Genomic DNA, 12180 nt, shown 5'->3' on the forward strand with positions numbered 1-12180 from the left:
ATAACGATGCTGGCCGCATCACGGCGATACTCCTCGGTGAATCGACGTCGTTGTCCCATATGAACATCCTTCCGCAAGACCACGTGGTCCCGCTAGTTTAGGTGTCCACAACAAGAGGGTAACCCCAGTGCGACGAGATTTCCACGAGTAGGCTCGCTTGAGCAGAGGTTGCTGGTCTATGGGGTTTCAGGGTTTCCCTGTTTTACCTGTAGACTTAGCCGGTACAACGCAACAGTTCAACTGAGAAAGATTAAGGCTTAATGTCTGAACGCAATAATGACTCTCGCCGCGAAGGCGGGCGTCAAGGCGGCGAAGGCCGCGGCTCCCACGGGCACTCCGGTCACGGCCGTGACTTCGAAGGCAAGCGTGGACCACGTGGTGGTCGCGATGAGCGCGGCTCTCGCGATGACCGTCGAGGCGGAGAACGCGGAGACTCTCGTCCAGACCGTCGCGGGGGGCGCGATGATGACCGCAGAGGCGGACGCCGCGGAGGGCGCGATGATGATCGGCGCGGGGGGCGTCGTGATGACCGGCGTGACAATCGTCGCGGTGACAAGCGTGATGACCGCAGGCAGGAAGAGGAGAAGGCACGCTCGCATTCTCCGCAGCGTTCGGGTTACCGCGAGGAGCGGATTAACCGGCGCATTGCCGATCCGGACCTGCCTGATGATATTGACATCGAGGATCTCGATCCCTCGGTTTTGCAGGACCTGAGGTCGCTGTCGAAGGATAATGGGGAGGCCGTCGCCAAGCATATGATCATGGCCGCCACGTGGATGGATGATGACCCTAAGCTGGCGTTGCGCCATGCTCGCGCTGCTAAAGACCGTGCAGGGCGTGTGTCTATTGCCCGCGAGGTCAATGGCATTGCTGCTTATCGTGCAGGTGAATGGAAGGAAGCCTTGGCTGAGTTGCGTGCGGCACGCCGTATTTCCGGCGGTCCGGGCATGCTTGCCGTCATGGCGGATTGCGAGCGCGGGCTTGGGCGTCCTGAGAAGGCCGTCGAGCTTGGCCGCAGCGAGGATGCATCCCTTCTTGACCGTGAGTCCGCCATTGAGCTGGCCATCGTCGTTGCAGGCGCCCGCCTGGACATGGGCCAGGCTGAATCGGCAGTGATTACTATCCAGCGCGCGCAGCCGAGCCGTGATGATCGTGGTATGAGTGCGTGTCGCCTCAGTTATGCCTACGCCAATGCTCTGGCTGAGGCCGGCCGCGTCGACGAGGCTAAAGAGTGGTTTGAGCACACCGTCGCTATTGATGAAGGAGATTGGACTGACGCCTCAGAGCGTTTGGCGGAACTTTAAGATGAGTATTCTCTCCCAACATGATTCATTGCTGCTCGATCTCGACGGGACTGTCTGGGAAGGCGGGCGTCCGCTTCAGCGCGTCGTCGACGTCATTAATTCCTGCGGCGTGCCTGCCATATATGTGACGAATAATGCCTCGCGCAGTCCAGCTGCTGTTGCGGATATGCTGGAGAAAATCGGCATTGGAACCGATGTGGAGCACATCGTTACTTCCGCGCAGGCGGTTCTCACTCTGGCTGCGCAACAGCTTCCTGCGGGTGCGAAGGTTCTCGTTGTTGGAGCAGAGTCTTTTCGGGCGCTGGCGCGTGACGCGGGGTTTGACGTAGTAGCAAGCGCGGATGACAAGCCTGTGGCCGTGTTCCAAGGGATGTCTCCGGAAATCGGGTGGAAACAGCTATCCGAGGCTGCTTTAGCTATCAATGCGGGCGCACGCTACTTTGCCTCCAATATGGACACTTCTCTTCCCACCAAGCGTGGGCTCGCGGTGGGCAATGGCTCGATGGTCGCTGCTGTAGTCTCGGCTACCGGAGTGGACCCGGTTTCTGCCGGAAAACCTGAGCCCGCAATGTTCAAGCTGGCGGCCGCTAAGGTTGGCTCCAAGAAGCCCTTGGCTGTTGGAGATCGCCTCGATACCGATATAGCTGGCGGAAACGCCGCCGCCATGAATACTTTTCACGTCCTTACGGGTGTTTCAGGAGAGCTCGATCTGATTGAGGCCCCGGCACCCCTGCGTCCGAATTTCATCGGTGCTGGATTCCACGAACTTTCCTTGCCCTGCTCCGTGGCTAAACCGGGTGCCCAGGGCGGTTTCACCGCGCGTTTCGATGGTCTCGACATTTTATTGCAGGGTGGCGAGGACAATTCCACCTCGATTCAAGCGCTGCGCACGGTACTCGAGGTGGCGTGGGCCATGCCGAAGCCTCCTCGTTACGTCCAGCCGCGCAGCGAATTCGCCGAGAAGGCCGTAACCCAATGGCGATAAAGCCTCATGATCCCCGCAAAGTCGGGGATCATGAGACGGTTGGCGCGGAGATCGGGGCCATCTTGGCCGAGCCCGCCGCGGACCTTAATGAAGAACTAGAACAGCTGTCGCGAGCGCACGGCGTGCTGCGTGAAGCCCTGCAGGAGAATTAGTAGTTTATGGCCCCCCAACGTCGCCGCCTTGACGCGGAACTCGTGCGCCGCAAGATCGCTCGCTCGCGGGAGCAAGCAGTAGAGATGATCAAGGGCGGAAGGGTGACCGTCGGCGGCTTCCAAGCCCTCAAGCCGGCGACCATCGTCGAGCCAGAGGTTTCCATCAAGGTCGAAAGCAACCCTGAGGATGAGTGGGCATCGCGCGGTGCTCATAAGCTGCTCGGGGCGCTGGATTCCTTCGGTGTCTCGCCCCAAGGGCTGCGTGTACTCGATGCGGGAGCCTCCACTGGCGGTTTCAGCGATGTCTGCCTCAAGCGAGGGGCCTCGGAGGTCATCGCAGTTGACGTGGGTTATGGCCAGCTGCTGTGGCGCCTCCAAAACGATGAGAGGGTCACGGTCTTAGATCGTACGAATATTCGCAACCTCACCGTCGACATGTGTGGGGGCTACTGCGACGCCATGGTAGGAGATCTCTCCTTTATTTCTTTAAAGCTGGTGCTGCCCGCCATCATCGAGTGTCTCAAGCCGGGTGCATGGTTGCTGCCCATGGTCAAGCCGCAGTTCGAGGTGGGGAAGGATCGTCTCGGCAGCGGCGGAGTGGTCCGTTCCCCGCAGCTTCGCGCGGAGGTAACGGCTGAGATCGCAGCATTCGCTCAGACCCTCGGCACGGGTGTGAAGTCCGTGGTGGCCTCACCGTTGCCCGGTCCGAGTGGCAACGTAGAGTATTTCCTATGGCTCGAAAAGGGAGCCTCGCCTGTAGATGCTGAAACGCTGCAGGCTTTGGTGGAAAAGGCAGTAGAGGAAGGTCCGCGATGATGCGCGAGATTTTATTGGTTCCGCACTCTGGGCGAGCAGATAACCTGGATGCGGCCAAGCGCGCGGCAGAGCTTCTGCTGGCTGCTGGGATCACAGTGCGCGTGTGTGCAAAGGCGGATGTTCTTCCTGAGCTCACTCACGTGGAGCACTCGCCGGATGCAGCCGCAGGATGTGAACTTGTCCTAGTGCTAGGCGGGGATGGCACTTTCCTGAGGGCGGCGGACCTCGCCCGCGCGGTAGATGTCCCTGTGCTAGGCATTAATCTCGGTCACGTCGGCTTCCTTGCCGAGTGGGACGCTGAATCCCTCGATAGGGCGCTGGTCAGGGTCATTGACCGTAACTATGGCGTGGAAGATCGCCTCACCATCGATGTATCCGTATTTGATGCAGACGGTAACCTACTCAAGCGTGGCTGGGCTCTCAATGAAGCTTCGATTGAAAACCTCGACCGTTCCGGGGTCTTGGATGCAATTTTGGAGATTGATGGCAGGCCGGTATCAGCATTCGGCTGCGACGGAGTGCTTATTTCTACGCCAACGGGCTCCACAGCCTACGCCTTCTCTGCCGGAGGCCCAGTGCTGTGGCCTTCGCTAGACGCCATCTTGGTCGTGCCCAACAATGCGCATGCGCTCTTTACAAAGCCGCTGGTGGTCTCCCCGGATTCCCAGGTTGCGGTAGAATCCGCTTCTGATACCAGCGCCGCCATGGTGGTCATGGATGGCTTCCGCCGCATCAACATGCCCCCGGGGGCGAGGGTGGAGGCTGTGCGTGGAGCACACCCGGTGCGCTGGGTGCGCCTTGATGATCAGCCCTTCACTGACCGCCTCGTCCGGAAATTGCGTTTGCCCATCGAAGGCTGGAGGGGCCGGCAGAGTTAGGCTCGGCTTTTGAATCTGCAAATCGCCCCGTCACACAATTTGACCATCACACAAGGAGGAGTGGGCAGCACGTGCTATTGGAGATTACGATCGAAGATCTCGGTGTCATTTCTCGCTCCACCGCCGAACTCACCTCTGGGCTTACCGTGCTCACAGGAGAGACGGGTGCGGGAAAAACCATGGTGGTTACCGGGCTGCGCTTGTTGGCGGGCTCTCGAGCCGATGCCTCCCGGGTCAGGGATGGAGCCAAGAAGGCTGCTGTTGAGGGAAGATTTAGCAGCGGGGTCCCAGCAGTCAAAGAACTAGTGGAGTCCGTCGGTGGAGAAGCCGACGAGAATGGCGAGTACTTGGTCTCCCGCACGGTTTCGGCTGCGGGCCGATCGAAGGCCTACCTGGGCGGCAGGGCGGTACCGGCTGCAAAACTCTCCGAGTTTGCCGCCGCGATGATTACCGTACATGGCCAAAATGATCAGTTGCGTTTGCTCGCTCCGGAGCAGCAGCTAGAGGCGGTTGATCGCTTTGATCCCGCGACGGCCCAGGTGCGTGAGGCTTATACTGAAGCCTTCTTGAGGTGGCGCCGCTTAGCCAAGGACTACCAGTCCCGCACCCAGTCTCGCCGAGAGATGGCGCAGGAAGCAGATCGCCTCAAGTTCGCGTTGCATGAGATAGAGGAGGTTGCACCACGACCGGGGGAGGACAGCGAACTCGTCTCCCAGATCCGCAGGCTGCAGGACGTAGATGCTCTGCGAGAATCCGCCAGCAGCGCTCTCGCGGCTATCGACGGCGCGGAGGAATTCTCCGGCGCCAGCGAGTCGGGCGCCTCCACAGTGCTGGGCAGGGCGGAGGCTGCGCTTTCTGGATCGAGCGATGAGCTGCTGCGGCAATTAGGCGAGCACCTAGGCGACATCAACGCGCAGCTTTCAGATATTTCCTCCGAGCTCGGCGGCTACCTTGAGAACTTGCCCGCTGACCCGAATCTGCTGGAGGTCTCACTCCAGCGGCAGCAGGACTTGAAATCCTTAACGCGCAAGTACGCGGGCGATATCGACGGCGTCATTGCGTGGAGGGACCAGGCGGCACGCCAGCTCGAGAGTCTCGATACCTCAACTGAAGCCCTGGGTGAGCTCAAAGCACAGGTCGCGGAGGCTGAGTCCGAGATGATTAAGGCTGCGAAGAAACTGAGTAAGGCGCGCACTGCGGCGGCTGAGGCACTCGGGGAAAGGGTCACCGCAGAACTGCATGGCCTGGCCATGCAGAACTCCACTCTGACCGTGGCGTTGCGGCGCTCCAAGTACTCTCGCTCGGGGGCGGATGAGGCGGAGTTTCTACTCAACGATAAGCCCCTGGCTTCCGCTGCCTCTGGTGGTGAGCTCTCTCGCGTCATGCTGGCACTTGAGGTCGTGATGAGCGGTGAGGGAGAGGAAACCCTGGTCTTCGATGAGATTGATGCCGGTGTGGGTGGACGTGCTGCGGTGGAAATCGGACGTCGTCTAGCGCGCCTTGCAGTCCATAACCAGGTCATCGTGGTCACCCACCTGCCACAGGTGGCGGCGTATGCGGATAGTCATCTGCACGTGGCCAAAGAGGATGCGACCTCGGAGCTCTCTCCCCTCAGCCGGGCTGAGCGGGTAGAGGAGCTGGCGCGCATGTTGGCGGGTCTCGATGATACTGAGACTGGCCGCGCCCACGCCGCTGAGCTTTTTGAGCGCGCCCAGTCTGAGGTTGAGAAGCTGAAGTAGCAGTCTGCCTCCTCCGCGCGCCTTCCACAGTTTGCCGCGTGTGGAGTTCACAATAGAGGCCATGAGTCTGTTTTCCCGAAACTCCGATCTCTCCGGCACGCAGGGTACGCTGCGTGATTGCACGCCGGGCGGAAAGGGCCTGAAGAAGTTCTCCGCTGGTGACTTCGCCGTCATTAACGCCGCAAATATCTCCCGCCAGGAGGCGCAGACGCTGGTCGATCTGCAGCCGGCAGCTGTCATTAACGTGGCGGAGTTTAGCACCGGATCCATTCCCAATTATGGGCCCCACATGCTCCTCGATGCGGACGTACTTCTCGTGGAAAACGTCGGCGAGGACTTCGTAAGCAGCTTTAAAGACGGCAAGAAGGCCCGTCTCAGCGACGAGGGTGGCGTGTTTCTCGGGGAGAAAGAAATTGCATCCGGCGCCGTGGTCGATAGGGAGGCGGCGGAGTCGCGTTTCACCTCCGCGCAGCGTGAGCTCATGGACCACATGGAGGCCTACTTTGGCAATGCCACAGAGTTCATTCAGTCGGAGGGGCCGCTGCTTATCGACGGCCTCGGGGTACCGGAATCCGGCGTCGAGATGGCCGGGCGCAAGGTGGTACTGGTGTCTCCGAGTCCAGATCACCGCCACAAGATAGCTCTGCTGCGCAACTTCATCCGCGAGTACGAGCCCATCATCATCGCGGTAGACGAGGCCGCGGATACTCTCATGGAGGTAGGCTATAAGCCTGACTTCATCGTGGGTGATCCCGCGAAGGTGAGTGCGGAGACGCTGCGCTGCGGAGCAAGAGTCATTCTCCCCGCGGATCCGGACGGAACCGCCGAAGGCCTAGAGCGGATCCAAGACCTTGGAATCGGCGCCATGACCTTCCCCGCCGCCACGGATTCCGCCACCGACCTTGCTTTGTTGCTCGCCGATTATCATGGGGCTTTGATGATCGTCCAGGTGGGCGCAGCAGTGGACTTGGATGATATCTTCGCGAACAAGGAAGGCGCCACCCCAGCGGCGATGCTCTCGCGGCTTAAGGCGGGAACGCGCCTGGTGGATGCAGACACCGTAATCAACCTCTATTCGGCACCGGCTAGCGGAAAGATCGCCTGGCTGTGGGCGCTGCTGAGCATCCTGGTTGCCATCGCGGTCATCATTGTCATTGTCGGTCTAGGTGGCAGCGAAGGCTTTGCCCAAAACCTCATTGATACCTGGAATAACTTGGCGCTGACGGTGCAAGGGTGGTTCAAGTAAATGGCTAAGAGCAAGTCTGTCGCAGCCTTTGTTGTTGCTGGCCTAGGGCTTGGAACTGCTTTGGGGGTTGCTCTCGGGGTATTCGCCATCTCGCCCACCGTTAGCGCCGGTGGAGCCGGCGGAGAATCCTCCATCCGGGAGGAACACCGTAGGGCACTGCAAGAAAACCAGATTTACCAGAATCAAAACGGTGCGAGCGACTCCGTTATCAATGAGCTTTCCCCCAAGATCGTGGACGGATCGCTAGCGCAGCGTCCCGTACTGGTTCTTACTACAGCCGAAGCCGTCGACGGAGATGTCGACGCGGTCAAGAACCTGTTGCGTGCTGCTGATGCGCAGGAGGCGGGCTCTATCCGCCTGACGGAGGACTTCTTCCGTCAAGAGAACTCGGATAAAATCCTTTCTTTGGTTTCTTCGACCCTGCCCGCAGGCGCCCAGCTGAGCACGGATTCGCGCGATGCGGGAACCCACGCCGGCGAGGCATTGGGGGCGGGACTGTTTATGGATCCCAAAACCACCGAGCCGCTGGCAACATCCAAGGAGCGCGCCACCTTGCTGCAGGCTCTGCGCGAGGCGGGATACATTGATTACGAGGACGAAACCATCCTCCCAGCGCAGGCAATAGTCATCGTCACAGGCAGGGGATCGGACGGCTATTATACCGATACCCTAGCCAAGCTAGCTACGCAGTTAGAGGATACCGCCGGTTCCACGGTGGTGGCCGGGCGCGTGGAGCAGGCCGGCGAGGAACGGGTCATCGGAAAGCTCCGCGCTGGGGGGACCAAGGTCTCCACGGTGGACTCCATTGATCGCGCCTCCTCCCGCCTGGCTACGGTACTTGCGGTGAAGGAACAACTAGATGGATCTTCCGGAGCCTATGGCTCCGCGCCTTCTGCAAACTCAGCTACCCCTGCGTTCCCGAAGGACGCCTAATATGTCTCATAATTTCGAGGTGGTAGATTCCACGCTTTTGGTCGACGCCCCCGTCATCGCGCTGCGCCGCGACGAGGTGCTCATGCCGGGAGGGCGCGTGGCGTCCCGCGAAGTCGTGGAAAATCTGGGCGCCGTGGCTGTTGTGGCGGTCGATGAAAATGAGCGCGTGGCGATGGTCTATCAGTACCGCCGCCCATTGGGTACGCGCCTGTGGGAGCTGCCCGCGGGGCTCCTCGATATCAAAGGCGAGGACGAGCTCACCGGTGCTAAACGCGAGCTGCAGGAAGAGGCCGGACTGCAGGCTAAGCGCTGGGAGGTGCTCTCAGATATCGCTACCTCGCCCGGTTTTAGCGAAGAAGCGGTGAGGATCTTCCTCGCCCGCGATCTAAGTATGGTGGACAAGCTCCATGACACCGGTGACGAAGAACAGGATATGACCTTCGCCTGGGTTGACCTCGACGAGGCAGTCAACCGCGTGCTGGCGGGGGAAATAGTCAATTCCATTGCCTGTGTGGGCATTCTAGCCACTTATGCAGTGCTGCGCGGCGGTCGCGCAACCCGTAGCACTGATGTGCCCTTTCCTTTGCGTCCAACCTCGATGGCAAAGCGGCGTCCCGGGCCTGACCTTAAAAAGAAGTGACGCGGCACGACAGCGGCGGGGGCGACTCCCGCGCGAGCGCAGCGGGGCACATCGCCACGACGTGGCTTAACCACCTTGTCGTGGAAAAGGGGGCCTCGCCCAATACGGTGAGCAATTACCGGCGTGACGTGCGCCGCTACCTGGACTGGCTGGCCGATGCAGGGATAGAAGATTTGTCAGCAGTGGGGCGCGAGCACGTCGAGGCTTATCTGGCGCACTTGCGCTCCCATTTGGCCGCATCGTCGGCCAGCCGGGCGCTTATCGTCGCCCGCGGTCTCCATAAGTTTGCCCTTGCCGAGGGCGTCATCGTGCGTGACGTGGCCGCGGACGTCGCGCCACCCAGCCCTGCCCAGCACCTGCCTGAGACCTTGAGCATCGCCGAAGTTGCCGCGCTTATCGAAGCCACGCCTAGCGGCGACGCCGCCACCGCGGTGGATGTGCGCGATAGGGCTCTGCTGGAAGTGCTGTATGGCACGGGCGCGCGGATTTCTGAGGCCACGGATCTCACGGTCGACGATGTTAGCGATAACGATGGAATCCTTCGGCTAACAGGCAAGGGGAACAAGGAACGCATCGTTCCCATCGGCTCCAAGGCCCAAGCGGCGATTTCTCACTACCTCGTGCGCGCGCGGCCCGTTCTAAGCCGTGGCAAGACGCCTGCCCTGTTTCTCAATACCCGTGGCGGGCCGCTTTCTCGACAAAGTGCATGGGTAGTACTCAAGCGCGCCGCCCAGCGCGCGGGCTTGGGTAAGTCTATTTCGCCGCACACACTTCGTCACTCCTTTGCCACTCATCTTCTGGAGGGCGGTGCGGATGTGCGTACTGTCCAGGAGCTCCTGGGACACTCCTCAGTGACCACGACTCAGATTTATACGCATGTTTCCGCCGATTCACTGCGTGAGGTCTGGCATACCGCACATCCGCGGGCCTAGAGTGCAGGTTGGGTTGTTCACGGAGAAGTGATTAGGTAAAGGACTATGCCTTGATCCCCGAATAGGATCGATCTGCAGGTAGGGTAGAGGGTAGTCTAAAATAACAACGTTGTAAGCTGGGTTTATTGAGGCTTTTAACTAGCGCTGTTTAGGGCTATCTAGGGGCGGCTAGGCGCAGCGAAGAACCAATGGTCAAGGAAGCAGGTATGACTGTGAATGATGAGGGACTTTTTTCGGCCGCAGACACGCAGGTAGGGCTAACTGGTCGCCCCATCCGCGAACTGCCGGAACCTGCCCCGCTGGCGCAGCATGGCCCCGCCACCATCATCTCCATGTGTAACCAAAAAGGCGGCGTTGGCAAAACCACCTCCACCATCAACATGGGTGCTTGCTTGGCGGAGATGGGGCGCAAAGTCCTCCTCGTTGACCTCGATCCGCAAGGTGCGCTCTCGGCCGGACTGGGCCTCGCGCATGATGAAATCGAGGACACTATCTATGACGTCATGCTCGATAGTCAGACCTCTATCCATTCGGCGATCAAGCACACCTCCGTGCCTGACTTGGATCTCGTTCCGGCCAATATCGATCTTTCGGCCGCAGAGATCCAGCTCGTCAACGAGGTAGGCCGTGAGCATACGCTGGCGCGCGCTCTGCGTCCGGTTCGTCGAGACTATGACTTCATCATCATTGATTGCCAGCCCTCCCTTGGACTGTTGACCGTCAATGCCTTGGCCTGCTCGCAAGGAGTCATCATCCCAATGGAGTGCGAGTTCTTTTCGCTCCGTGGACTCGCTCTGCTCACGGACACGGTGGAGAAGGTCTCGGAGCGCATCAACTTCGACTTGGAGATCATGGGCATCCTCGTCACGATGTTTGATCGCCGCACCAAGCACGCGCGCGAGGTCATGTCCCGCGTCGTAGAGTACTTCGGGGATCGGGTGTTCGACACCGTTATCACCCGCACGGTGCGTTTCCCAGAGACCTCCGTGGCCGGCGAACCCATCACCACATGGGCGCCGCATTCGCAGGCAGCGCAGCAGTACCGTAACCTCGCTAAAGAAGTCATCGAGCGTGCCGGTGCCTAAGGTACCGCGGTGTCAGAGGTAGTCCAGCCGGAGATCACGGGCTTTCGCATTGCGCTGCGCAACTTCGAAGGCCCCTTCGATCTGCTGCTCCAGCTTATTCAATCGAGGCGCCTCGATATCACTGATGTTGCCCTGTCGGAAGTGACCGATGAGTTCGTGTCCTATACCCGCCAGTTGGGGACTGCCGCGAATTTGGACGAGGTCACGGAGTTTTTGCTCGTCGCCGCAACCCTGCTCGATCTCAAGGCGGCACGCCTTCTGCCGCGCGGCGAGGTCGATGACTTGGGGGATCTCGAGCTCCTAGAATCACGTGATCTGCTTTTCGCGCGCTTGCTCCAATACCGAGCCTACAAGCAGGTTGCGGATCTCTTCGCGCAGTGGCAACGGGAAGCGCGCCACGCCTATCCGCGGGCGGTGGGAATAGAGAAAGAGTTCGCGGATCTTCTCCCGCCGGTTAGTCTCGGACACACGCCGGGCTCCTTCGCTGAGCTTGCCGCGGCGGTATTTCGGCCGCGGCCCCCGGAGGAAGTGGGAGTAGGTCACATTCACCAGGTAGAAGTCTCGGTTCCCGAGCAGGCGGGAAAGCTGCTGAGCGCCCTGCGCATTCTCGGAAGGGGAGTGTGGCAGGACTTCTCCGAGCTCAATGCGGACTGCACGCGTTCGATGGAAGTGGTGGGGCGCTTCCTAGCACTCCTCGAGCTCTACAAGGCCAAGGCCGTGGAAGCCAGGCAGGCCGAGTCCCTAGGCCCACTGGAACTGAGCTGGACCGGCTTAGTGGTTGATCCGGCGGTGGTAGCCGCCGCCAATTGGGATTAGACGGGGGCGCTTGCCCGAACGCGAGGTAGAGTATCTAGCTATGGAATTGCCGCTCATCTCTCAGCAACGCTCGCGCTTGGAGTCTGTTCTCCTTGTCATCGATTCCCCTGCCTCTGTCGAAGAACTTGCTCGCGCGCTGGATATATCGACTGGGGAAGTCAGTGACTTGCTTCGCTCGACTCGGCGTGAGTTGGAGGAGCGCGGCTCCGGAATTGACCTGCGCGAAACCGCCGAGGGTTGGCGCTTTTATACCCGCAAGGACAATGCAGATGCCGTCGAAGCATTCCTGCTCGATGGCACGCAGACTAAGCTTTCCCGCGCCGCTTTAGAGTCCTTGGCCATTGTGGCTTACCGGCAGCCGGTGACCCGCGCGCAGGTAGCCGCCGTCCGCGGAGTCAACGTCGATGGGGTCATGCGCACCCTTACTTTGCGCGGGCTTATTCGCGAGCTCCCGCAAGAAGAGCATTCTGGCTCCGCCCACCGTTATGAGACAACTGAGCTCTTTCTGGAGCTCTTGGGAATCGATTCCCTCGACCGGCTGCCAGAACTAGCGCCTCTGCTTCCTGACATCGACGCCATCGAGGAAGAGTTCTAAGCCGGAGGCTGCGGCGAGTACTCAGCCGGGGGCTTCAGTGATGCAGGAAAATCACGCTG

The 12180-nt window shown here is 60.3% G+C and carries 13 protein-coding genes; all 13 read left to right on the top strand.

Annotation, left to right across the window (positions count from 1 at the left end):
* Window positions 1-260 precede the first annotated feature (260 nt).
* The 13 genes from F4V60_RS05885 (at window position 261) to scpB (ending at window position 12121) form a co-directional block, all read left to right on the top strand.
* Window positions 261-1304, top strand: coding sequence for a tetratricopeptide repeat protein (locus F4V60_RS05885; RefSeq protein ID WP_075729756.1), 1044 nt, complete (start codon window positions 261-263; stop codon window positions 1302-1304).
* A 1-nt stretch (window position 1305) separates the two neighbouring features.
* Window positions 1306-2289, top strand: a complete 984-nt coding sequence (locus tag F4V60_RS05890; protein WP_150387361.1) for an HAD-IIA family hydrolase — start codon at window positions 1306-1308, stop codon at window positions 2287-2289.
* Complete coding sequence (locus F4V60_RS12520; RefSeq protein ID WP_170216819.1) at window positions 2280-2441, top strand: hypothetical protein; 162 nt, start codon at window positions 2280-2282, stop codon at window positions 2439-2441. Before F4V60_RS05890 ends, F4V60_RS12520 begins: the two co-directional genes overlap by 10 nt.
* Window positions 2442-2447: 6 nt before the next feature.
* Window positions 2448-3257, top strand: coding sequence for a TlyA family RNA methyltransferase (locus F4V60_RS05895; protein WP_075729758.1), 810 nt, complete (start codon window positions 2448-2450; stop codon window positions 3255-3257).
* On the top strand, window positions 3254-4135 hold the full coding sequence (locus tag F4V60_RS05900; protein WP_075729759.1) for an NAD kinase: 882 nt from the start codon (window positions 3254-3256) through the stop codon (window positions 4133-4135). The genes F4V60_RS05895 and F4V60_RS05900 overlap by 4 nt, the downstream gene beginning before the upstream one ends.
* Window positions 4136-4206: 71 nt before the next feature.
* Window positions 4207-5874, top strand: coding sequence for a DNA repair protein RecN (gene recN / locus F4V60_RS05905; RefSeq protein WP_075729760.1), 1668 nt, complete (start codon window positions 4207-4209; stop codon window positions 5872-5874).
* A 61-nt stretch (window positions 5875-5935) separates the two neighbouring features.
* On the top strand, window positions 5936-7120 hold the full coding sequence (steA, locus tag F4V60_RS05910) for a putative cytokinetic ring protein SteA (protein ID WP_075729761.1): 1185 nt from the start codon (window positions 5936-5938) through the stop codon (window positions 7118-7120).
* Complete coding sequence (locus tag F4V60_RS05915; RefSeq protein WP_075729762.1) at window positions 7121-8053, top strand: copper transporter; 933 nt, start codon at window positions 7121-7123, stop codon at window positions 8051-8053.
* A 1-nt stretch (window position 8054) separates the two neighbouring features.
* Window positions 8055-8693, top strand: a complete 639-nt coding sequence (locus F4V60_RS05920) for an NUDIX domain-containing protein (RefSeq protein WP_075729763.1) — start codon at window positions 8055-8057, stop codon at window positions 8691-8693.
* A 50-nt stretch (window positions 8694-8743) separates the two neighbouring features.
* Complete coding sequence (gene xerD, locus F4V60_RS05925; RefSeq protein WP_075731099.1) at window positions 8744-9625, top strand: site-specific tyrosine recombinase XerD; 882 nt, start codon at window positions 8744-8746, stop codon at window positions 9623-9625.
* 212 nt (window positions 9626-9837) lie between these two features.
* Entirely contained in the window at window positions 9838-10710 is an 873-nt protein-coding gene (locus F4V60_RS05930) for a ParA family protein (RefSeq protein WP_075731101.1), read from the top strand.
* 9 nt (window positions 10711-10719) lie between these two features.
* Window positions 10720-11526 (top strand): segregation and condensation protein A, encoded by an 807-nt coding sequence (locus F4V60_RS05935; protein ID WP_075729764.1) that lies wholly within the window; start codon window positions 10720-10722, stop codon window positions 11524-11526.
* 40 nt (window positions 11527-11566) lie between these two features.
* The gene (gene scpB / locus F4V60_RS05940; RefSeq protein ID WP_075729765.1) at window positions 11567-12121 is read left to right on the top strand and encodes an SMC-Scp complex subunit ScpB; all 555 of its coding nucleotides are present in this window, start codon (window positions 11567-11569) and stop codon (window positions 12119-12121) included.
* Window positions 12122-12180 lie beyond the last annotated feature (59 nt).

Source organism: Corynebacterium flavescens (assembly GCF_008693105.1).
In the GTDB taxonomy this organism is placed as follows: domain Bacteria; phylum Actinomycetota; class Actinomycetes; order Mycobacteriales; family Mycobacteriaceae; genus Corynebacterium; species Corynebacterium flavescens.

What these genes read in the sequence shown, in the direction of transcription:
- F4V60_RS05920 (WP_075729763.1), top strand. Translation starts at nt 8,055, where the DNA reads ATGTCTCATAATTTCGAGGTGGTAGATTCCACGCTTTTGGTCGACGCC.
- F4V60_RS05890 (WP_150387361.1), top strand. Translation starts at nt 1,306, where the DNA reads ATGAGTATTCTCTCCCAACATGATTCATTGCTGCTCGATCTCGACGGG.
- F4V60_RS05895 (WP_075729758.1), top strand. Translation starts at nt 2,448, where the DNA reads ATGGCCCCCCAACGTCGCCGCCTTGACGCGGAACTCGTGCGCCGCAAG.
- F4V60_RS05885 (WP_075729756.1), top strand. Translation starts at nt 261, where the DNA reads ATGTCTGAACGCAATAATGACTCTCGCCGCGAAGGCGGGCGTCAAGGC.
- steA (WP_075729761.1), top strand. Translation starts at nt 5,936, where the DNA reads ATGAGTCTGTTTTCCCGAAACTCCGATCTCTCCGGCACGCAGGGTACG.
- F4V60_RS05900 (WP_075729759.1), top strand. Translation starts at nt 3,254, where the DNA reads ATGATGCGCGAGATTTTATTGGTTCCGCACTCTGGGCGAGCAGATAAC.
- F4V60_RS12520 (WP_170216819.1), top strand. Translation starts at nt 2,280, where the DNA reads ATGGCGATAAAGCCTCATGATCCCCGCAAAGTCGGGGATCATGAGACG.
- F4V60_RS05915 (WP_075729762.1), top strand. Translation starts at nt 7,121, where the DNA reads ATGGCTAAGAGCAAGTCTGTCGCAGCCTTTGTTGTTGCTGGCCTAGGG.
- scpB (WP_075729765.1), top strand. Translation starts at nt 11,567, where the DNA reads ATGGAATTGCCGCTCATCTCTCAGCAACGCTCGCGCTTGGAGTCTGTT.